Here is a 23,722-nt window from a genome sequence, read left to right as displayed (position 1 = left end):
ACCCCAAAATGCGGTTCATCTGCACCCCATCAATAAATCACCCGGTATTTTCCCCGGTCGCTGCGCGGTCCCGGGTGCATCGGGCAGGTTTCGGTGGGATGGTTATCGCTTTTGAACACCTCGTTGTAAATCACTTTCGGGCAAAATGTGGTGGCAATTTTACCGCTGTCTTCGCAAATATTGAGGTTGATAACATCGGGCGGTTGCCGGAAACCGTCTTCGGGGAGCTTCAATTTTTCGTAAACCAGCCGCATGTAGGTTGCCCAAAATGGCAACGCTGTTTCCGCGCCGGTGCCGGAGCGTCCCAGCTTCAGGGTGTGATCGTCCAATCCGACCCAAACGCCTGCGGTAAAATGCGGCGTGAAGCCCATAAACCATGCATCGCTGTAATCATTGGTGGTACCGGTTTTGCCGGCTGCCGGTGCGGTAAAATGCCAACGCCAGCGGGCGGAGCCGCCGGTGCCTTTGTTGAGCACATCTTCCAGCATATTGGTGATAATGTATGCAGTGGAGCGATTGAGCGACTCGGTGCGTTTGGGTTGGTGTTCCCACAGTAAATTGCCGTATCGGTCTTCAATTTTGAGGATGGATACCGGTTCCACCCGAATACCGCTGTTGGCGAACACGCCAAATGCGCTGACCATCTCCATCGGGATAACTTCCGAACTGCCCATTGCCAGGCTGGGAAATGGCTGAATATCGGTGGTTAAGCCCATCCGGTGGGCGTACTCGACCACATTTTGCGGCTGAATTTCCAAAATCAGGCGCGAGCTGATCAGGTTCAGCGAATTGCGCAAACCCTGCCGCAGGGTAGTTAACCCGCCCACTTTGCGATCGAAATTTTCCGGAGTCCAGCGGGTGCCGTCCGGATTGATCAGCACAACCGGTTGATTGAGCAATTTATCTACCGGTGTGTAGCCGTTATCGATGGCTGTCGCATACAGAAACGGCTTGAATGTGGAGCCCGGCTGGCGTTTCGCCTGAATCGCGCGGTTGAATTTGGAATTCTCAAAATCGCGTCCGCCAACCATCGCCAAAATATGGCCATTGCTGTGGTTGATCGACACAAAACCGATTTGCACGGTCGATTTTTTCACGAATACAGAATCGGGTATCTTTTCCCGTTTTTTCCAACCGAGCAGGTTTTGGGCAACAACTTTCTGGATATCCGGCATTCGTTCGGCAATTGCGGAATCCATCGCGGTTTGATGCGCCATGTTTATGGTTGTGTACACCCGAAGCCCGTCTTCATACACATTTATTCCGAGTTCCTTTTGGAGCTGGTTTAGCTGTATCCGAACGTATTCGGTAAAATACGGGGCAATCATGCCCTGGTCTTCATACGGGTTGGTGGCAACCGGATCGGTTTTCAGGCTGTCGTAAACGGTTTCTGCCAAATAATCGCAGATCACCATGTTTTTCATCACAATGTTGCGGCGCTGCATCGCCCGTCGCATTTTGGTTTTCCAGGCATCCTCTTCCGCTGTCGGTTTGGATTGGAGAAATTCAACCGTTGTAATTGCTGCCGCGTCGGTCAATTCTTTGGGAGTTAAATTTGGTGGTTGATAATTATTCGGTCCTTTTAAACTGCCAACCAAAAATGCAGCTTCCTCGACGGTCAGTTCGGATGCATCTTTGCTGAAATATTTTTTTGCGGCACTTTGGATGCCGTATGCGCCCCTGCCAAAATACGAGAGGTTTAGATACATTTCCAAAATTTCCCGTTTGGAGTAGGTGCGCTCGATTTCCAGTGCGGTAATAATTTCACGGATTTTACGGGAGTAACTGCGCTCAAATCCGATTTTTTTAACATATAAATTTCGCGCCACCTGCATGGAAATTGTACTGAAACCCTGGCTTTTGCCAAAACTACGCAAATTAGCCAAAATAGCTCCGGGAACACGCCCCAAATCGACGCCCCAGTGATCAAAAAATGCGCGATCTTCTGTCGCAATTGCTGCCTGAATTACAGACCCGGGAATCTGTTCGAACGAAATCCAGACCCGGCTTTGGGTGAATAATTCGTGGATCACTTTACCGTCATCGGAGAGCAGTTGGGTGGCTTGCGCGGGGTTCACATTTTCCAGATCGGTGAGATCCGGCAACCCGCGAATCAGGTAAACAAAATATACCAGAAACGCTATACCTGCAATGATTGCAGCCGAAATTACGGCTATCTTTTTTGGCGATAATCCGCCGCTAAAACCTGTTGTGTTGTATGAATCAGACATATGCTATCAGTGTTTTGTTTTCCTCAAAATTATCATTAAGTTAGCTAACGTACGAGATGCATGCGGATAAATCAAGCTGATTTTCAACTGCTGGAAAATCTGCAGTGCAGATGTGCATTTTTTTACCTGGCATGTAGCCGTTTTGAAAACTATATTCCGGGCTTATTTAACGCGTGATTGCAATGGTTTTTATTAATATTTCTACATTTTTTCGCCAATGGCGATTGCCTGCAAGTGTTGCTTTGCTGTGGCTGATTTTTGGTGTTTCCTGCAGTGGTTCCCGCAACGTTGTGGTTTCCAAAAATCCCGACAAAATGAAAATCGGCCAATCGCAGGAAATGGCGGAAAATTACTACCTCTCCGGCGCATTGTACGATTTCGAAGAAAATTATGCCAACGCCATTCTGGAATACAAACTTGCGCTCAATTACGATACTTCATCAGCGCAAATTCACAAAGCGATCGGTCGGAATTATGTTCGGCTCGAGCAGCACGAAAAAGCGCTGGAATATCTCGAAAAATCGTATCACAAAAATCCCGAAGATAAAGAAACACTGCACTACCTTGCGGAAACTCATTATACGCTAAAAGAATTTCGGAACGCCGCATTTTATTACGAATTGCTCAATGAACTGGACCCGTACGACGAAACCGTTTACCGTAATTTGGCCTATTTGTACAACACGCTGGGCGAACTGAATAAACTGATTACTCTTCGTGAAAAACAGCTGGAGCTGGTCAATTGGGAAATCGAAACGGCAACCCAGTTGTGGTCGCTGTATTTGCAATCGCATCAGGAAGAAAAAGCGCTGGAAATGTCTGCGAAGCTGGTGGAGCTTTTTCCGGATGATCCCGATGCCTGGCTGCTCAACGCCAGTTCGCAGGAATTTACCCGCGACACAACCGCAGCGATCGAATCCTATCGCCAGTTGCTGTTGCTCGATCCCGAAAACGAGCGGGCTCTGAATCAGATGTACACGCTGTTCGCCCAATCGCGCGGATGGTCCGGGCTGGATAAAATATTGACCGATTTGCTGGATGTTCACCCGGAATCCGCAATGTTGCGCCTTTTTCTGGGCGAAGTGAAAATTGCCCGCGAACAATTTGCCGAGGCCAAAACGCTGATGGCCCCGTTGCTGGCATCCGAAACCCACGCATCGCAGGCGAACATGCTGTTGGGCAGGCTGGCAACCCAGCAACAAAATTTTGAAGCCGCCAAAGGTTATTTTCGGGAAATTACCCGGCGATCGCCGTGGGATGCCCGGGCATGGGAATTTTTGAGCGTGCTCTATTTTCAGGAAGGGCAGCCGGATTCGGTAATCCTTTTGCTGGAAGAAGGACTCATTTCGTTGCCCAACGAATTTTCGCTGCTGTCATTATATGGCAGCGCGTTGCAACAAGTCAATCGCATAAGCGAGGCGGTTGATCCGCTGGAAAAAGCACACCGGCTGGAGCCGGAAGATTTTAACACTATCGTATCGCTCGGTATTGTTTACGATGAGCTGAAAATGTATCAACCACTCGATTCGCTGTATCAAAGCGCGCTGGCGCGATTTCCCAATAATGCGCTACTGCTGAACAATTACAGCTATTCGCTGAGCGTTCGCGGGGTTGAGTTGGAAAAAGCACTGGAAATGTCCCAAAAAGCGTTGCAAAATGAGCCGGATAACGCCGCCTATTACGACACCGCCGGCTGGATTTATTTTAAAATGGGACATCTGGAAAAAGCGCGCGAACTCATCGAGCAATCGCTGGTGATGGAGCCGGACAACCCGGAAGTGATCGAGCATTTGGGTGATGTGTACGAGAAACTCGGCAATCTCGATTTGGCCAAACAATACTGGCAACAGGCGCTGGAATTGGCGCCGGACAATCCGGAACTTCGCGAAAAATGGCTGCAAAATTAATTGTCGCCCGGACAGTGAACATCAATGAACATCCTTTGAAAAAGGAGAATAGATGAACCGTCAAATAATTGTTTTATCTGTAATTATACTGTCGATGTTTTTGGCAGGCTGTGCCGGTTCCCGCAATGGCACATCTGTAAGTGGCTCTTCGGCTGCCGGAACGCCCGTGTTTGTTTCGGATCTGGCGATGTGGCCGCAACAGTATCGTCAAAATTTTGAGCGGATGCAAAGTTTTCGCGGCGACGCACGGCTAACCGTGGAATCGGAAACATTTGGCGGCAACGTGGATTTGGAAACGCTTTGGGAAAGTCCCAACAAGCTGTTCCTGAAAGCGGAAGGACCGCTGGGATTGGACATCGGCAAAATTTTTGTCGGCGAAGACCGCTTTGTCTGGTACAATCAGTACGAAAATCATTTCACTTCCGGCAACCTCAGCGATCCGTATCTCAATCGTTTTTTGCAAACCAACATCACGCTGGAAGACCTGAAATACACAGTTTTGGGTTTCGCCGGACAAATTATCGATTCCGTTAAAATGGTCGATAACACCCACGGTATTTTCCAAACGATTTCTCCGAAAGATGATGAAATTTATTACCGGTTCATCGTCAATCCGGAAAGCGGATTGCTGGAAACAGTGGAAGCGTTGCGTCAAGGGCGCGCATTCATGCGTCAGGATTTCAAAAATTACCGGGTGGTCGATGGCGTTTTTATTCCCGGAATAGTGCAAATTACCATGCTGGATCAGCGGGAACGCATCTCCATTTTTTACAAAAAAGTGTCAATGAACAAGCCACTGGATCCGTCGGAATACACCATCGAAATTTCGGGCAAGGTAGAGCAACTGAACGTGAATTGATGCCAATCTATTGCATCAATTGGAAAGATAAGCGGGCAGGTTGGCTTTTCCCGGCTGATAAAATAAACATTTGATAAGTTACTGGTTTCTATGGATATATCTGTTGTTGTGCCTGCTTACAACGAGCGGGATTCACTGCCGGAATTGATGAAACAAATTCATGCTGCGGTAACCGATCTTAATTTGACATACGAAGTAATTGTCGTCGATGACGGATCGAACGACGGCACATTTGAAGTGCTGAAATCGTTGCGTTCGGAGTATCCCACGCTGCGCGCAATTCGCTTCCGGCGAAATTACGGCAAAAGTCCGGCGCTTTCCGAGGGCTTCAAATTGGTGAAAGGCAAATTTGTCATTACCATGGACGCCGATTTGCAGGACGACCCGCGGGAAATTAAAAATCTGCTGGCCAAGCTGGAAGAAGTGGACATGGTTTCCGGTTGGAAAAAAGTGCGACACGACCCGATTTCCAAAACATTCCCGTCGAAAATTTTTAATTTTGTGACCTCAAAAATCACCGGCATAAACATTCACGATTTCAATTGCGGGCTGAAAGGCTATCGCAAAGAGGTAATCGATTCGCTCAATGTTTACGGCGAAATGCACCGTTTTTTACCCGTGCTGGCCAACTGGCAGGGCTTCCGCGTCGGTGAAATTGTGGTGCAGCATCATGCCCGGAAGTTCGGCAAAAGCAAATACGGCTTCGCCCGAATTTTCAACGGATTGTTCGATTTGATGACGGTTATTTTTCTCACCCGATTTCGCACATCGCCGCTGCATGTTTTTGGAATGGTGGGGCTGGCCAGCTTTTCGTCGGGTTTTTTGATCGAATTATATATCACCGCCCAAAAATTAATGGGCATTCCGATCAAACAGCGACCGCTGTTTTTTCTGGGCATTTTGTTGCTGATTGTCGGGGTGCAGTTTGTCGGTTTCGGGCTGGTTGCGGAAATGATTTCTGCGCATCAGGCCGAGAATGTGCGCTACTCGATTCGCGAACACATCGGTTTGGATAGAGATCAGCAGTTGGCAACCGAAACGGAAAAAGGCCCGCACATCGGCGATATTCCGGTAGATTAAGTATCTGATTTTAAAAGAATTATCAAAAGAGGACGCGTTGGAGATTTATAACGAATTTACCTTTGAATCAGCCCATTTTTTGCCAAATGTGCCTGAAGGGCACAAATGTCGCCGGCTGCACGGGCACTCGTTCCGGGTGCGCATTTATGTGGAGGGACCGGTGGATGAGCACGTCGGTTGGATCATGGATTTTGCGGACATCCGCACGGCGTTTGAGCCGATCCGCCGGCAACTTGACCACTACTGTTTGAACGATATTGAAGGATTGGAAAATCCCACCAGCGAAAACGTTTCCCGCTGGATTTGGCAGCGGCTGAAACCGGTGTTGCCGGAACTCAGCCGGATCGATTTTTCGGAAACCTGCACTTCCGGCTGCATTTATCGCGGCGACTGATTTTACCCAAACACACTTTTTCGCCACAGTTTGACCTGAATTATCGGGGAATTGGCGCCAATCAAAACGAATTTCAAAACTTTCAATTTGCTGCAAAAACGCGAAGTACGCCAAGAAATATCTTTCGGACCTTTTGCGCTTTTGGCGTTTTCGCAGCAAAAATAAAACGGGATTTCAACAATGAACAATCGCGTCACCAAAACATACCGACAGACCAATTACGGCACGCCGGAAGAAATTTTTCCGCTGCTCTGCCCTGTTCGCGAAGCTGATTGGCTGGACGGCTGGCAATATTCGATGATCTATTCCGAGTCCGGTGTTGCGGAGCAGGATTGCGTTTTTTCAACGCCGCATCACGGCGAAAATGATACCATCTGGTTTGTAACGGAATACGATCCGGCAAATTATCGCATCGGGTTTGTGCGAACCACGCCCGGGGAGAGCGTTGTGAACATTCACATTGCGCTATCCTCGATTGATGAAACATCAACTGCAGCTGATATCACCTACCAATACACCGCGCTCAACGATGCGCAGCAACGTTTCATCAACACTGAACTGGATGCCGTTTTTCACGAAAACATGCTGTGGTGGGAAAAATCCATCAATCACTATTTGCAAACTGGTGAGAAATTACTCTCGGAAGATTGATCAAAACCGATCCAGCCACTCACCGATGGCTGCCAGCAGTCGCGTTTGCGAACGCGCCAGCGTGAAGCCGTGGTCGGATTCCTCGATGCAAATCATCCGGAAATTGGGCGATTCATCAATTTGTGCTTTGAACATATTCTGGAAATTGTAAAATCCGGCACTCTCTGAAGAATATAAAAAACAGCAACTTACATCGTTTCGAAGCAGCACATTCGTGTCGCTGCCGATGCTGTTTTCATCCAGAAAATTTTCGAATATTTCAACGGTTTGTTCCACTTGTTCCTGTAGCAGCGTTTCCGGTTCGGACGATTTTTTAACCCGTGACCACAAATCACTTTTGCCGCTGAGCAGGCGTTTCCAGCTTTCCATGCGGAGCATGCGCTGTTTGTAACGCTGCAAATGGTAGCCTTTGGATGGAATGTTGAAAAAATCGATCGGCAAAATCGCGCGGACGCGCGGGTCGCATTTGGCGGTCTCGAACGCCACATCGCCACCGGCGCATATGCCCGTTAAAATAAACGAGGTTACGCCCAATTTTTGGTTGAGAAAATCCATCGCGGTCTGCGTTTCCGCGACGCTGCTTTTGGCGAAAGGCAGGTTATCGGTGCGCACTTCGCTGTCGCCGATGCCGGAGAAATCGAGCCGAAACGCCAGAAAGCCCATTTCCGCAGCCAGTCGCGCCAGTTTCACATACAACCGGCTCGGACCAACGCGGTGAATCAATCCGGAATTGAGTAAAATGACAGCGGTTTTGCTGCGCTTGCCCCGTTCGCCCGGCAAAGTTGCCACGCCGCTGAGCGATTTATTTTCGCCAAAATCGAATACTTTTTCTTTCATCCGCTCACCTCATCCAGCCAATCCTGAATCGCTTGCAAACTGTTGTTCGGCACCAGAAAATTTTCCAGACTTGCGCTTTCCTGCCAGACCTGTTGTTCCGGGATTTGTTGCGATTTCACCTGCGAGCCGGATTTTTGCAGATGATTTTCCAGCCCCGAGACACCGTTTTCGCTGTTGCTGAGAATGAGAATGTGCTGCGCGGGCGATTGCTGCAATGCCGATAAATCGAGCTGGCGAACGGATTTTTCGAACGCATCCGAAATGGTGAAACCAACGATTTCGCGAACATCACCGGCAGATTGCGGCTTCACGAGATGGCTGATCAGCCAGTTTTGGTGCTGTGTTTCGAGGCTTTGCCAATATGTTTCGCCATTGCTGACCGTATCCCACAACGCGATGCTGTGCACATCGCCGGAAGCTGCGCCGGCCAACGCGGCAATCGCGCCGCCGAGCCGCAAACCGATCAGCGAAACGGATTGCACATCGCCGCAATCGTGCAATTCTTCGATGGCGTTGTGCACGTTTTCCTGCCAAATATTGATGGTTGCATCTGTCAACTCTCCGGCGGAATCGCCCGTGCCGAAATAATCAAACCGAAGCACGTGATAGCCGTCGCGACTCAATCGCACTGCCATTTGTTTGAACAGCCGATGCGTGCGGACGTATTCCTGCCCGAACGGATAGCACAGCACAACGCCGTGCTGCCGGTCATTGGAAAACGCCGGCGCGTGATACACACCCAAAAGGGATTTGCCGTTGCTGTCGAAGTAAAAGGATTCTTTCATTCAATCGTATTTTTGGTGAACAATCACGGAGATTCCTGCCTTCGCAGGAATGACCAAAATATGTCATTCCTGCGAAGGCAGGAATCTCCCATTTGAATCACTTGTTTTTTAATGTCATTAAAATCAATTATTTATCGCCTGTTGAACAGACTGCGCTTCGCAGATGGCGGCGAGCTGCCCGAGCGTTTGCAGCAGCACATCGCGTGGCGTGATGTTGCAGCCGAGTTGTGATTCCACTTTGAAAATCATCTGCAATGCCAGCAGTGAGTGCCCGCCGACATCAAAAAAATTGTCCTGCGTGCCAACTTTTTCCACGCCGATGAGCTGTTGCCAGATGTTCGCCAGCGATTTTTCCATTTGCGTTTTTGGCGGAACGTAGGCGCGGGCGTGGGTTAAATCACTGGGCATCGGCAACGCTTTTCGGTCAATTTTGCCGCTGGGCGTGAGCGGAAATTTTTCCATCACCACAAAACTCGACGGAATCATGTAATTTGGCAGTTTGGTGCGCAACAGCTTGCGCGCTTTGCGTTGCTGAAATGTTTCGCCAAAGGCTTCGATAACGTAACCAATTAAGCGTTGATCATTTGGCGCAATTTCTTTCAGCGAAACCACGGCCTGCTCAATTTCCTCGATGTCGCTCATCGCGGATTCAATTTCGCCAAGCTCGATGCGATAGCCGCGCAGCTTGATTTGTTGATCCATCCGCCCGAGATACAGCACATCCCCGTTCGGCAAATAGCGGCTCAAATCGCCGGTGCGATAGGCAATTTCCGGAAATGCAAATGTCGGGTCAACCAGATTTTCCGGCAATTTCACAAATCGATCCGCAGTCAGTTCCGGTCGATTGTGATAACCGCGTGCCACGCCATCCCCAGCGATAATCAGCTCGCCCGGCGCACCGATCGGCACGGGTTGCATATTTTTATCCACTATAAACAGGCGTGTGTTGGCAATCGGTCGCCCGATTGTCACCTGCGATTTTTTTTCAGTGATTTGTGCAAATGTCGACCAAATAGTGGTTTCGGTCGGTCCGTACAGATTCCACAAATCGAGGTTTTCATCCAGCAATCGATGTGCCAGATCCACCGGCAACGCTTCACCGCCGCTGATCGCCGTTTTCACGGTTTTATTTTTCCAACCGGTATCCAGCAACATGCGCCAGGTTGCCGGTGTCGCCTGCATCAGCGTAATTTCCGAATCGCCGATGGTTGCGCCGAGGAGCCGCGCATCTTTGGCAATCGCCTGGCTGATCAGCACCATTGTTGCGCCGGTGGTCAGCGGCAAATACAGCTCATTCACAGAAATATCGAACGATAAACTGGTGACAGCAATGAACTTATCATCGGTAGAAATGCCCGGCGTTTCCGCCATTGCGCGCAGCAAATTGACCACATTCCGCTGCATAACCTGCACGCCTTTGGGCTTGCCGGTGGAGCCGGAAGTGTAGAGCGTGTACATCACTTCATCGGGATCGTATTCGACGGGTTCGTGATGGGCGTCGGCTTGCAAAACGTCGTCCCAATCCCGGTCGATCAGCGCGGTTTTCCCGCCAAAATCATCGAACAGATTCAGCGTATCGCTTTCGGCAACCAGCCAATCGGCGGTGGCATCCGAAAGCATAAAATTGAGCCGCTCCGCCGGAAATGCCGGATCGAGCGGAATATAATTGCAGCCGTGCTTCATCACGCCCAACAGCGCGGGCATCAGTTTTTCGTGGCGATTGAGACAAACGCCGACGCAATTTCCCGGCGCAAGCCCTTTATTTTTCAAATAATTAGCGAAACGATTGGCAGACTCGTCCAATTCCCGGAACGTTATTTTTTGATCTTCAAAAATGATCGCAACGGCATCCGGTGTTTTCTGCGCCTGTTCCTCGAACAACTGGTGAACCCATTTGTCGCGGGGATAATCCGTCAGCGTATCATTCCATTCAAAAACGATTTTTCGCCATTCGTCGTCGCTGATTAACTGCGCTTCGCCAATGGATTTTTCGGGATTTGCCAGCACATCCAGCGCCAGATTCCCGAAGTGATCAGCAAATCGCTCGATGGTTTCCGGCGTGAACAAATCCGAATTATAAATGATTTTGCCGGTGTAGCCGTTCGCTGATTCGTTGACAAAAAAGTGCATGTCCAGCTCGGTGAACTGCGATTCGATGGGCAGCGATTCGACCTGCAATCCGGCAAGTTGTGGTTCGCCCGGCGAGAACACCTGGAACATCAGTTGAAACACGGGATTGCGGCTCAAATCGCGCTGCATTTGCAATTCTTTGATGATTTGTTCAAACGAAATATCGCCGTTGGCATGGGCGTCCATCAGCGTGTTTTGCGCAATTTTCAGCACATCGTGAAAGCGCATTTCCGGCTGAAGTTGCAGCCGCAGCGCCAGCGGATTCATGAAACAACCGATCAGATTTTCCCATTCCAGCTTGCCGCGATTGGCGTTTGGCGTGCCGAAAACGAGATCTTCCTGTCCGGTAAAACGGTGCGTGAGCACCGCAAAAACGCTCATCAGCGTGACAAACGGCGATGTTTTTTGCGCTTTTGCGAATGCCGGAATTCGCTCGGTGAGCGCATCGGGCAGTTCAAATTGATACGCCGCGCCGTTAAACTGCTGGTCGTTCGGTCGCTGGAAATCGCTGAAAAATTCGGTTTGCGACGGTGCGCCGGAAAGTTTTTCTTTCCAGAATTTGAGCTGTTCCTGCAAATGGTTTTGGCTGATGCTCTCGCGTTGGAAACTGGCGAAATCGCGGTATTGCGCGGGTAATTCGTCGATGTTGAGCGATGTGCCGTTGGCGAAATGGTTGTAAAACTGTTGCAAATCGTTGAAAAAAACCGAAAACGACCAGCCATCGGCGATGATGTGATGCATGCTTGCCCAAAACACATGCACTTCATCCGCCATTTTCAACAGCTTGAAGCGGAACAGCGGTCCCTTTTCAAGCTCGTACGGCGTTTTGATTTCGGCAATCATAGTGGATTGCAGTTGAGCATGTTGCGCCGATTCGGGAATTTCCTGCCAATCGGTTACCGGCAATTCGACCGGCGATGCCGCCGCAATGTGCTGAAACGGCTTTTCGTCGCGCACACCGATAGTCGTTCGCAACGTTTCGTGGCGCGCCACAATTGCCGAAAGGCTTTGCCGCAGCGCCTCAACATCCAGTTTTCCGGTCAATTTATAGGCAACATTAATATTGTTCACCGGATTGCCCGGCTCCAATTTGTCCATAAACCACAGCCGCTCCTGCGCAAACGAAAGATGCGGCGGTTGTGTTACAGCTTCATTTTCCGTTTGTTCGGCAACCGCATTTTTGGGCGACAAAATCGCGATCAGCGCCGATTTATTTTCTGCCAACGCTGTGCGAAAATCGTCGGTGAGCACGCGTTTCGGCGCATTCAGCCGCAGTTTGTCGTTTTCCACCCAAATGTTTGCGCCGTTTTCCTGCAATATTTTTAATATTTGATCTGGCGTCATATTTCCAAATCCTCCCATTCATCACTATCGTCCGCAGTTGCGGGTTGTTCAGCCGGTTCGGCGATCAATTTCAGGTTGTCGATGTGGTTTGCCAGCGACGCGATCGTGGGCATTTCCACCAGCAAGCTGCGCAGCGGCAAGTCGATCTGGAATTCGTCGCTGATGCGCGTCAAAATGCGCACGCCGAGCAGCGAATGACCACCGAGATCGTAAAATTCGTCGGTCACGCCGATGTCCGGAATTCGCAGCACTTCCCGCCAAATGGCGATCAGTTTTTTCTCCGTTTCGGTTGAAGCTTCGACATGCGTTTCTTTTGTATCTTCTTTTTTATCAACAGGTTGCGAAGCCTGTTGTTGCGCTGCGAGTGGTTCCGCAGGTAATGTTTTGTATAATTGTGTCAGCGGTGTTTCCGGCTGTGCAATCACCGATTCGAGCAGCAATTTGAAATGATTCAGCCAGCGCTCAACGGTTTCTTTTTTGAACTTTTCCGCCTGATAATCGAGCCGGATGCCCAGCCCGTTTTCGCTTTCGGTGAAATACATTTCCAGATCGAAATTGGCGTAGCTTTTGGGATTGAGCACGGTTTTCGCCTGCAAATCGCCGAACGGCAGCGATGCCGATTCGCTTTCGTAAGTGATTTCCACCGAAAGCAGTGGCGGCTGCGAGGCATCGCGATTGAGCCGCAGTTTTTCGAGCAATTTGCCGTAAGTGTATTCGCGGTGATCGAACGCGTCCATCAGCCCGGTTTTGATTTGTCCGAGCAGCGATTTGAAGGTGCTTTCCGGCGAAATTTTGGCACGGATCGGCAGCAGCGAAACACAATGCCCGACCAGATTGGCATTCGATTGCCCGGATTGTCCGGCGGCAGCCAGCCCGATCGCGAAATCGTTTTGCCCGCTCAAGCGATGCAGTTGTGTGACAAACCCGCTCATCAGCGTGGAAAACGCGGTGGCGCCCATGCGTTTTGCTGCGCTGCGGATATTCTCAAATGTTGCTGCATCAATGTGCGCGAACAGTTGCCCGGAGCGATAGGTGCGCCCGTTGATTTTCGGGAAATCCACCGGCAGTTTGAGCGGCTGCGGCGGTGATTGGAATTGCTTCAGCCAGAAATTTTCCGTGGCGCTGCCGTCTTCGCTGCGCCAGAATGCGCTGAGTTGCTGCGCGTATTCGCCAAACGGCTTCGGGTCGGGCAGCTTCGGTGCGTCGCCGCGCGATTCGCTGCGATACAGTTCGCCGAGTTCTTCGCACAAAATGCCCATCGACCAACCATCGCAAATGAGGTGGTGGGCGCAAACCATCAGCGCGTGCGCGTCGTCCGCCAGTTTGATCAGCGTAAACCGGAACAGCGGCCCGTTCACCAAATCGAACGGCTGGCGGTTTTCTTCGGATTGCAATTTCTGTAATTCGGTTTCGCGTGCATCGCTGTCGAGATTCGACAAATCTTTTTCGGCGATTGCAACTTCAATATTTTCAGCAATTTGTTGGAAAACGCCATTTGCATCAAACGTGATGCGCAGCGCCTCGTGGCGATCCACCAATTTGCGAACGCTGTTGCGCAATGCGCTTTCGTCCAGTTTGCCATCCAGCCGGATCGTTGTGGACATGTTGTATGCGCAACTCGCCGCGTCTCCCATTTGGGTTGCCAGCCAGATTTCCATTTGCTGGTCGGTGAGCGGAAGTTGCCGGAGGCCGGATGTGCTTTCGCTGCCGGTCATAAATCCGCTGCGCTGCATGTCGTCCACGCTGGTTTCAATGGCGCGCAGCACGAAATCCAGATCAGCTTCACTGTGCGCGGTGGAGACAAAGCAGGCGCGTTCGCGGAGCAGCACGCCTTTTTCGCGCATCAAAAAGAAGAACAATCCGTTGAGCGGATTCTGGTCGGTGAAAATAAATTTGATGATCGAGCCGCCGTTGAGCAATTCGATTGGCGCGTTTTTGCGCCGGAAAATGTCGTTTACGCGTGCCGCGAAACGGTCGGCTTTGGCGTTTAGTTCGTTCTGCAAATTCGGGCTGTCCGATTGCAATTTTTGCAGCGCCGCGTGCGAAGCCGCCAGTCCCATCGGGTTGCGCATGAACGTGCCGACGCAATAGGTCACCACGCCTTCGGGATAGGAATCGTCGCCGTAGCGCCAGTCGCCGCCGTCGAAGCTGTCCATGTATTTGCGTTTTCCGGCGACCACCGCCATCGCCATGCCGCCACTGAGCGCTTTGCCATAGCTGCAAATATCCGCTTCGATGCCGTACCAGCCCTGCGCGCCTTTCGGGTGCAGCCGGAATCCGGTGATCAGCTCGTCAAAAATCAGCGGGATGTCCAGTTCGCGGGTCAGCTCGCGCACTTTTTGGATCATTTCTTTTGGCTGGAAATTGGGGCGAACTGCTGTGATCGGTTCGATGATCACGGCCGCGAGATCGTCCGCGTTGGCGCGAATGGCATCGAAACAGTCATCGGTGTAGTCGAGCAATAGCGTATTTTCGGTGAGAAAATCAGGGATGCCCGGCGCTTTTGGCAGCGTGCGGATGCCGTCGGTGGTTTTGATACCGCGAACGAGATATTCGTCCACCAACCCGTGATAATCGCCTTCGAAAACGGCTATTTTCTGTCGTCCGGTGGCGGTGCGGGCGGCGCGAACGGCGGCGAGCACGGCTTCCGATCCGGTGTTGACGATGTGCGCGCGGTCGTGTCCGGTCATTTCGCAGACCATCCGGGCAACTTCTTTCGCCAGCGGCGAAATGACGCCGAGGTGCATGCCTGCTTCAAATTGCTGCATCACGGCTGATTTGATGAATTCCGGCTGATGCCCGAACAGGTTGACGCCAAATCCCATGATCATGTCGATGTATTCGTTGCCGTCCACGTCCCAAATGCGGCTGCCTTCCGAGCGTTGCGCGGCGATTGGGTAAACGACTTCTTTCCAGAAACGGCTGAATCCGTCGATGACCTGCGGATCGGCGAGGTGCTGCCGCTGCTCCGCGGCGATGGCTTTAGATGTTTTGGTTTTGGCGCTGTATTTTGCGACAAAACGATCCAAAAATAGTTGCTGTTGCAAATTCAATTCGTTGATTTGCGGTGCCGGTTGTGGTCGCGATTGCGGCAATGGCGTCGCTTTTGGTTTGAGAGCAGGCGACACGGATGGGGCAGTCGGCGGCGGCGCGGGTGTTTGTGCCGGTGTCGATTGCCCAACGGCTCCAAACGCTGCCAGTTGGTGCTGCATGAGTTGCAACTGTTGCTGGATCACCCGTTCCAGCGCACCGGCGTTTTCCGGCGAAGGCGCGATTCCCGGTGTCACAATCGGCAATTGCGGCGCGGTTTGCGGCATTGCCACCGGTTGCGGCTGTGCGGCTGCCAGTTCAGCGGGATCAGGCGGGAACGCATCCGACGACAGATTATCGTCAATATATCCGGATAGCGCGTCAATTGTCGGTGCCTCCTCGAACAATTGACGGAAAGAAATTTTCACTTTGAAATTGCGCTGGATCGTCGCATTCGCCTGCGACAAAAACAGCGAGTCAAAACCCAATTCCAGAAATGTCACATTCGGGTCGAGCGCATCGATTTCAACGCCGCTGAGGTCGTGTAAAATTTCCTGCAGCTTGCGAGCGATGCGTTCTTTTCGCGGTTTTGTCGCGGCAACTGCCGGTGCAGTTGCGGTCGGTTGAGCCGGTTGGGGCATTTTCGTATCTCCGGTAAAAACATGTTGTTGCGTTGTCTGATTTGGTAGTGTGGATGCGTCCGGCGGATCGATCCAGTAGCGTTTCCGCTCAAACGGATAAGTCGGCAGCGACACGCGCATGCGCTTTTCGTTGCCGTAAAATTTTTGCCAATCGATGTCCTTTCCCGCCAGCCACAATCGTCCCAAACTGGTCAGCAAATGTTGGTCGTCGGGTGTGGTTTCGCGGGGGTGACGCATCGATGAAACGATCGTGCGGGCAGCGGATTTTTGCGGATGCATCCGCGCAAGTGAGCTCAAAATTTGTCCGGGACCGATCTCCAAAAAGATGCGCCCTTCGCTGTCCAGCAATGTGCTCATCCCGTCCGCGAAGCGCACGGTTTGGCGGAGGTGCTTCACCCAATATTGCCAGTTGGCAACGCTGTTGTTCGCCCATTCGCCGGTGACGTTGGAAATGAGCGGGATTTCCGGCGTGTGAAATTCAATCGTTTGCAAAAATTTGCCGAATTCATCGAGAATCTGTTCGACGAGTTGTGAATGTGCAGCGACGTTGATGCGCACCCGCGTCGCTTCAATTTCCCGGGATGCCAGCGTTTGCTGCAGTTGTTCAATCGCAGCAACAGTGCCGGATGCCACGCAGGAATCCGGTCGGTTGATTGCAGCAATCGAGAGATCGTCGTTCAAAAACGGGCGCAGTTCCGCCTCGGAAAGCGGCACGCTGAGCATCGCCCCTTCGGGCAGCGTTTCGAACAATTTGCCGCGCATCACCACCATCGCGAGGGCATCTTTCAGCGAGAAAACGCCGGAGAGACATGCAGCGGTGTATTCGCCCATGCTGTGCCCGATCATCGCGTTGGGCGCAACGCCCCAACTCATCCACAGTTTTGCGCTGGCAAATTGGATGGTGAACAGAGTCGCGAGCGCCAGCGTCGGCTGTTCCATTTCGGCAGCGAGCGCGTCGTTGGTTTCGGCGGGATAGATCAATTCGCGAATGTCGCGGTCGATCATCGGCAGCAGCAATTCAGCACATTCGTCCACGATTTCGCGGAAAACGGATTCAGTTTGATAGAGCTGCAATCCCATGTTCAAATACTGTGCGCCGCCACCGGCAAACATGAATACAGTCGAATGCGGTTCGCCCACGCAGCTCTGGCTGATCAGCCGTTGCGGTGCGGACTTCCCCAAAACGGATGCGGCATCGGCGGGATTTTCTACAACCGCGATGCGCCGTTTTTCAAAATACTGCCGTCCGGTTTGCAGCGTAAATGAGGCATCGGCGAGATTGATTTCGGGATGTTTGCCAAAATATTGCGCCAGATTTGCGGTTGCAGCGTCCAGCGCCGAATCGGTTTTGGCGGATAGCAGCAGCAATTGCCACTGCCGCGCGGTTGGCGCGGAAACCTGCTCCGGTGCTTCCTCCAAAATAATGTGCGCGTTGGTGCCGCCCAATCCGATCGAATTGACCGCCGCCCGTCGCGGTGTGCCGGGCACAGTGGGTTCCAACGGCTGCAATTTTGTATTCACAAAAAATGGGCTGTTTTCCAGCTTCAGTTGCGGGTTTGGTCGGGTAAAATGGAGTGTCGGGGGAATTTGCCGGTGCTTCAGCGCCAGCGCAGTTTTGATCAATCCGACCGCGCTAGCACCCGCGTCGATGTGCCCGATGTTCGTTTTCACCGAGCCGATGGCGCAAAATCCGCTGTTCTGTGTGTGCTTGCGATACGCCTGCGATAACGCCGCCACTTCGATGGGATCGCCCAAAATGGTGCCGGTGCCGTGCGCTTCCACAAACCTGATGGTTTCGGGATTCACGCCGGATTTTTCAATCGCTTCCGCGACCACCGCAGTTTGTCCACTCACGCTCGGCGCGGTGAAACCGATTTTGTCCGATCCATCGTTGTTGATCGCCGAACCTTTGATGACTGCGTGAACCGTGTCGCCATCGCGGAGTGCGTCCGAAAGCCGTTTCAGCACCACAATTGCCGCGCCGCTGGTGCGCACCATGCCTTTGGCATCCGCGTCGAATGTGCGGATGTGCCCGTCCGGCGACAGCGGTCCGCCCTCGGTATATTCGTATCCGCCGCGCGGGGGCATCATCATCCGGCAGCCGCCGGCAATCGCCATGTCGCTATCGCCGGTTTTCAGACTTTGGCAGGCGAGGTGAATCGCCACGCCGGAGGTGGAGCAGGCACTTTGCACAGTGAACGCGGGTCCGCGCAAGTTCAGTTTGTATGCCACGCGCGTGGTCGAAAAATCTTTGTCATAGCCGATGACCATGTGGTATTCGTCGGATTCCTGCCGCAAATCCGCGTTTGGCGCGATGTGCTGAATCATGTATGCGTTGCGCCCGACGCCGCCAAAAACGCCGATTTTCCCGGCGAAACGATTGGCATCGTATCCGGCAGCTTCCAGCGCGCTGTACGCGGTTTCCAAAAAAACGCGGTGCTGCGGATCGGTGAGCGCGGCTTCCCGGCTGTGATAGCCGAAAAATTCCGCGTCAAAATGTTCGGGATTTTCGAATGTGCCGCCTGCGCGAACGTAATTGGGATTGTCCAGCGCTTCCGGGGAAATGCCTGCCGCGCGCAGTTCTTCGTCGCTGTATTGGCGAATCGATTCCACGCTGTTGCAGAGATTTTCCCAGAGCTGATCGACATTTTCCGCGCCGGGAAACCGTCCGGCCATCCCGATGATGGCGATGTCTGTATCTGCAATTTCCGGCGTTTTTTCGGACGTTCTTTCCGCCGATTTCCGGTATGGCGATGCCGCTGCGAACAGCGTTTTCCGCGCCAGATTGCGCTCGTATCCCAAAAATTCCGCAACTTTCCAGGTTTCATCGCTCAAAAAATTATCGTCCAAAACGCCCTGCCAGCGATCCGCCAATTTCGGGTTTACCCGCTTTTGTTCGAGCATTTTCAGGTCGCCCATCGGACGGGAATCTTTGTAAATGCCGTCGACCATGCGTTTGTGCATATCTTTATACGGGTTCGCCATATCCGGGTGAAAATCGATGCCAAAATGACGGCACATGTGCTGCACGGTTGCTTCCGGTTTGACGACCAGATCCTCATACCAGATGGCAATTTTGCGCGATTCCGGAACAGTTTCCAGAAAACTGAGGATGTTCTGCTGACTGTGCAGCCAGATCAATTCGCCGAGTAACTTTTCCGGTAAGTCGTGTTTTTTCAAATACATAATCTGGTGCATGTGCACCGACTGAAACGAAGTGACCATCGCGTACGGATGGCGAATCATGTGCACATACAGCGCGTTTTCAAAATCGCGTTCGGCTTTGTGCATGCTTTGCAAATCCAGCGCGTATTGCGGCGATTTGTCCACCAGAATTTGCTCACCGAGCCAGTGTTGCAGCTTTGCGTAGAGCGCTTTGGTGCTCAAATTCTGTTGCTCAAAATCGTGCATCATCTGCCGGGCGGTATCGCCATCGACATTTTTGATTTCCATGATTGCGCGAATCGTGCCTTCCAGCCAGACATGCCATTTGCCCGAGAAAGCGTCCTTTCGCTCGCGCAGGGAATTGAACAGCAACAACTGCAATTCGGATGCGGCGAACAGTTGCGGATGACCCGCCAGCATCGTGCGAAACAGCGTCGTGCCGGAACGCGGCGGCGCCAGAATGAACAGCGCTGGCGGATTTTTTGGCGAATTGTCATCGTCACGGAGATGCACGGTTGGCACGATGTGTTTCATTTTTTCGATAATTTCCGGCGTGACGATGTGTTGCTCAACCGTCGATGCAGCGGTTTCCATGCTGCTTTCCCCGCCGAAAAAGCGTTTCAGTGCAGATTCATATTCGCTGTCGAGCATTTTGGCAAACGCCTCGATGGTCGGCTTTTCGAACAGCGTGACCACAAAAACTTCCTCGCCGAGATCGGCGTAGAGCCGCGCGACAAATTGCCCGGCTTGAATGGATGTGCCGCCAAGTTCAAAAAACGCATCGCGAACGCCGATGGACTCGATGCCCAATACTTCCTGCCAGATTTCTGCGAGATATTTTTCGGTGTCGCTGCGCGGCGCGACAAACGCAACGCTGAGGTTCGGTCGCTCTTTGCCCGGCTCCGGCAGCGCTTTCCGGTCGATTTTGCCGTTGGTAGTTAGCGGGAATTCGTCGATTTTCACGAACGCGGCGGGAATCATGTAATCCGGCAGCGATTGCCCCAAAAATGTGCGGATTTCTGAAATGTTCATCGCGGCTTTCGCGACAAAATAGCCCACCAACCGCTGTTCGCCGCTGTGCGGATGTTTGTTGGCAATCACCAGCGATTGGCTGATCGCCGGATGTTTGACCATCGCCGCCTCAATTTCGCCGAGCTCGATGCGGAATCCGCGGATTTTCACCTGAAAATCCATTCGCCCGAGATAATCGAGATCCCCGTCCGGCAGCCGTTTCGCCAGATCGCCGGAGCGATAAAGTTTTTCGCCGCTCCCCGGTTTTTGCGGATGCGGAATGAATCGCTCGTTAGTGAGCTGTTCGCGTTTCCAGTATCCACGCGCCACACCGCCGCCGCCAACGCAAATTTCGCCGGTTTCGCCATCCGGCACGGGCTGAAGATGTTCGTCGAGGAGCACGATTTCCAGATCGGGAATCGGCACGCCGATGAGGCTGGCTGCGTTGCTGCGCAAATCAGCTGCGCTAACCGGTCGATAGGTCACGTGCACGGTCGTTTCGGTGATGCCATACATGTTTATCAATTGCGGTTTGGCATCGCCGTAACGATCGAACCACGGTTTGAGCATCTGGAAATTGAGTGCTTCGCCGCCGAAAATGACGTATCGCAGCGCGAAATTTGCAGGTTTTGCGGATTGCAGATCCGCTGCAATCAACTGCTGGAACGCCGATGGCGTTTGGTTCAGCACGGTCACTTTTTCATCGACGAGCAATTTATGGAACGCCTCCGGCGAACGGGAAACCATATACGGCACGACGACAACGCAGCCGCCATAGAGCAGCGCGCCCCACATTTCCCAAACGGAAAAATCGAAAGCGTACGAGTGAAACATCGTCCAGACATCGGTTTCGTCAAAATGGAACCAGTGATCGGTGGCGGTGAACAGCCGCAAAACGTTGCGATGGGTGATCATTGCGCCTTTCGGCTGACCGGTGGAGCCGGAGGTGTAGAGCACGTAAACGAGCTGATTTTCGGTAATTTCAATTCCGGGATTGTCGCGGCGGTGATTGGCGATGGGCGAATCCGGCGCATCAACGATAACCGTTTGCAGCGCATCACCCGAAGGCACCTGCCCGATCAGCGATTGCTGGGTGATCAGCAACTGCACATCCGCATCGTTGAGCATAAACTCAATGCGATCTTTGGGATACGCCAAATCGAGTGGCACAAACGCGCAGCCGGCTTTCAGCACGCCCAAAATTGCGACGATCACTTCCGGCGTGCGTTCGAGGCAAATACCGATGAGTTGTTCCGGCACCACATTCTGCGCCAGCAGATGATGCGCCAGTTGATTGGCGCGTTCGTTCAGCTCCCGATAGGTGAGTTGCTGCCGCTCATATCGTACTGCGATGTTCTCCGGCGTACGTTCAACTTGCGCTTCAAACCGTTCGATGAGCTGTTTAAATTTACCGGAAAATTGTTGTAAGTCTTTCATTTACTAACCCTTATTCGTCGCCGCCTGAATCCAATTACATTCACTTATTTTCGGATGTGCTGCCCCAAACAATAGTGAAAGCGTGTGATTTCGCGATATAATTTTTGGGGAAATTTGAAAATCGATTGATGATTACCTGCTTTTGTGACATGTTAATTCGAGAAGTTTTTCCGAAGGATTTCACTGTCGCATGTGTTTCGCGGCAAAACTTATGCTATCGATTGGCGCTGTGCCTGCAGTTAATTTGTTGTCTGGAAAAATTGAATACTTTTGCTAATTCGTTGAAAATAATCGGTTTAAAGTTTTGCAGTGATGCGAAAGAACATGTTAGCTGTTGAACGGAAAGCATTAGACGAAGGTTGTTGTTCACCCGTTAATTGTTAACCCAAATCAGGCTCGAATTATAACACATTTTTGGCGAAAAATCACCTGCCGGAAATAGAATAGCAGAAATGCTACATTATAAACGCATTTATTTGCATCAATCTAACGGCTTGCTAAAACACCCGTCCAAATCATAGAAAACCGCATTCCCGCAACCATTTGCAGATATTTGCGTTTTGTCGGATATTACGAAAACAGTGCATTTAATTTCGAGGCGATGAATGAGCAATTCTGCGACGATTACCCCAAAACAAGAACCTGCAGTTGCCAACCAAAACACCTGGCTATTGATTGCCGGGCTTGCAGCCTTCAAGCTGCTGTTGCATTTGCTGACCAACACCAATTACGAATTTCATCGCGATGAGCTGCTATATTGGGCGCTCTCCAACCACCTCGATTGGGGCTATTTTTCCGTCCCGCCGGCGATTGCCGGATGGCTTGCGGCGCTGCGACCGCTGATCGGCGATTCGGTTTTTGCGGTGCGATTGTTACCCGCGCTGTTCGGTGCAGCGTCGGTTGTGATCATCGGTTTGCTGGTTCGCGAATTTGGCGGCAAAGCCTGGGCGATTGTGCTGGCGAGTGCTGCGTTTATTGTTTCTCCCGCATTTTTACGCACAAACACGATGTATCAGCCGGTGTTTTTCAACCAGTTGTACTGGTTGCTGAGCATGTTCCTTATGGTGAAATTGCTTAATTCCCGATCGCCGAAGTATCTGATTTTTATTGGGTTACTGTGGGGATGGGCATTCCTGAACAAATACTCAATCGTTTTTCTGGCGGCGGGATTGCTGGCAGGATTACTGCTCACACCGCAGCGCAATTTGCTCCGGCATCGCAACAGTATTTTTGCAGCAATTGCCGGACTTTTAATGATCTCGCCAAATATATTCTGGCAACATGCCAACGGTTGGCCGGTGTTCGCCCATTTCCAGATGTTGCAGGAGAGCCAGTTCGCGAATGTGCAAATCAGCGAATTTTTCCTGATGCAACTGTTGATGAACGCGCACGCGCTGCTGCTGTGGCTGGCAGGATTGGGTTTTCTGCTGTTCGCCAAATCCGGGAAAAAGTATCGCGCGATTGGTTTTGGCATCGTTGCGCTGTTTGCCATTTTGATCGCGATAAAAGGGAAAGCGTATTACACACTCGGCATTTATCCGGCACTTTTCGCGGCCGGTGGCGCTGCCGTTGAGCAATTTGCAACCCAAAAATGGCGGTGGGTGAATCCGTTGCTACTCGGTTTGATGCTGTTATCCGCACTCCCGTTGGTCCCGTTTGGGTTGCCGGTATTGGGACAAAACGCAATGATCAAACATGCCAAATGGAGCCAATTTATGGGCACCGCAGAGGCACTTCGCTGGGAAGATGGCAAAATGCACGATTTACCGCAGGATTATGCAGACATGATCGGTTGGCGGGAAATCGGCAATCTCGGCATCGCAGCGTGGCAAAAACTCACGCCCGCCGAACGCGATTCTGCTATCATTTATACCGAAAATTACGGGCAAGCCGGTGCGATCTGGTATTACGGTCGCCCTGAAAATTTGCCCCAACCCATCAGCTTCAGCGATAATTATTTGTTCTGGGTGCCGGAAAAAATTCAGTTCAATACTTTCATTTATGTGAATGACGAGCTTGGCGAAGATATTCAGCAAATGTTTGGAAATATTGAACTTGCCGGATCGCTCGACAATCCGCTGGCACGGGAAAACGGTGTGCAGGTTTACATCTGCCGCGATCCCAAACCGGAATTTCTGGAATATGCTGCAGGAATTGCCAAACGGATAAAACAATCGCTGCACCATTGATTGTTGATCGGGTTTTGGGGAAACCCGCGAA

The 23,722-nt window shown here is 51.6% G+C and carries 11 protein-coding genes; 6 read left to right on the top strand and 5 right to left on the bottom strand.

Translation table 11 applies throughout. The annotated features are described in order from the left end of the window. Positions 1 to 29 precede the first annotated feature (29 nt). The gene (locus tag H6629_03915) at positions 30 to 2,231 is read right to left on the bottom strand and encodes a PBP1A family penicillin-binding protein (protein MCB9066939.1); all 2,202 of its coding nucleotides are present in this window, start codon (positions 2,229 to 2,231) and stop codon (positions 30 to 32) included. Positions 2,232 to 2,413: 182 nt separating this feature from the next. On the opposite strand from H6629_03915, the gene H6629_03910 reads away from it, so the two are divergent. The 5 genes from H6629_03910 (at position 2,414) to H6629_03890 (ending at position 7,122) form a co-directional block, all read left to right on the top strand. After that, positions 2,414 to 4,138: a tetratricopeptide repeat protein gene (locus tag H6629_03910; GenBank protein ID MCB9066938.1), complete on the top strand. Its 1,725-nt coding sequence runs from the start codon at positions 2,414 to 2,416 to the stop codon at positions 4,136 to 4,138. A 52-nt stretch (positions 4,139 to 4,190) separates the two neighbouring features. Beyond that, on the top strand, positions 4,191 to 4,997 hold the full coding sequence (locus tag H6629_03905) for a DUF4292 domain-containing protein (protein ID MCB9066937.1): 807 nt from the start codon (positions 4,191 to 4,193) through the stop codon (positions 4,995 to 4,997). Positions 4,998 to 5,087: 90 nt separating this feature from the next. Next, the gene (locus H6629_03900) at positions 5,088 to 6,077 is read left to right on the top strand and encodes a glycosyltransferase family 2 protein (protein MCB9066936.1); all 990 of its coding nucleotides are present in this window, start codon (positions 5,088 to 5,090) and stop codon (positions 6,075 to 6,077) included. A gap of 37 nt (positions 6,078 to 6,114) precedes the next feature. Then, entirely contained in the window at positions 6,115 to 6,471 is a 357-nt protein-coding gene (gene queD / locus H6629_03895; protein MCB9066935.1) for a 6-carboxytetrahydropterin synthase QueD, read from the top strand. A 180-nt stretch (positions 6,472 to 6,651) separates the two neighbouring features. Further along, positions 6,652 to 7,122 carry a hypothetical protein gene (locus H6629_03890; GenBank protein ID MCB9066934.1) on the top strand — a complete coding sequence of 157 codons (471 nt, stop codon included), beginning with the start codon at positions 6,652 to 6,654 and terminating at the stop codon, positions 7,120 to 7,122. Here the strand turns inward: H6629_03890 and H6629_03885 are convergent, their stop codons facing one another. The 4 genes from H6629_03885 to H6629_03870 form a co-directional block, all read right to left on the bottom strand. Further along, on the bottom strand, positions 7,123 to 7,959 hold the full coding sequence (locus tag H6629_03885) for a hypothetical protein (GenBank protein ID MCB9066933.1): 837 nt from the start codon (positions 7,957 to 7,959) through the stop codon (positions 7,123 to 7,125). It abuts the gene before it with no gap. Further along, complete coding sequence (locus tag H6629_03880; protein ID MCB9066932.1) at positions 7,956 to 8,744, bottom strand: hypothetical protein; 789 nt, start codon at positions 8,742 to 8,744, stop codon at positions 7,956 to 7,958. The genes H6629_03885 and H6629_03880 overlap by 4 nt, the downstream gene beginning before the upstream one ends. Before the next feature lie 123 nt (positions 8,745 to 8,867). Next, complete coding sequence (locus H6629_03875) at positions 8,868 to 12,218, bottom strand: amino acid adenylation domain-containing protein (GenBank protein MCB9066931.1); 3,351 nt, start codon at positions 12,216 to 12,218, stop codon at positions 8,868 to 8,870. Further along, positions 12,215 to 21,502: an amino acid adenylation domain-containing protein gene (locus tag H6629_03870; GenBank protein ID MCB9066930.1), complete on the bottom strand. Its 9,288-nt coding sequence runs from the start codon at positions 21,500 to 21,502 to the stop codon at positions 12,215 to 12,217. Before H6629_03870 ends, H6629_03875 begins: the two co-directional genes overlap by 4 nt. Before the next feature lie 605 nt (positions 21,503 to 22,107). On the opposite strand from H6629_03870, the gene H6629_03865 reads away from it, so the two are divergent. Beyond that, entirely contained in the window at positions 22,108 to 23,691 is a 1,584-nt protein-coding gene (locus H6629_03865) for a glycosyltransferase family 39 protein (protein MCB9066929.1), read from the top strand. Positions 23,692 to 23,722: the final 31 nt, after the last annotated feature.

It is taken from the genome of Calditrichia bacterium, assembly GCA_020634975.1.
In the GTDB taxonomy this organism is placed as follows: domain Bacteria; phylum Calditrichota; class Calditrichia; order RBG-13-44-9; family J075; genus JACKAQ01.
The sequence above is the reverse complement of the archived record's forward strand: the minus strand, read 5'-3'. Positions and strand labels throughout refer to the sequence as shown.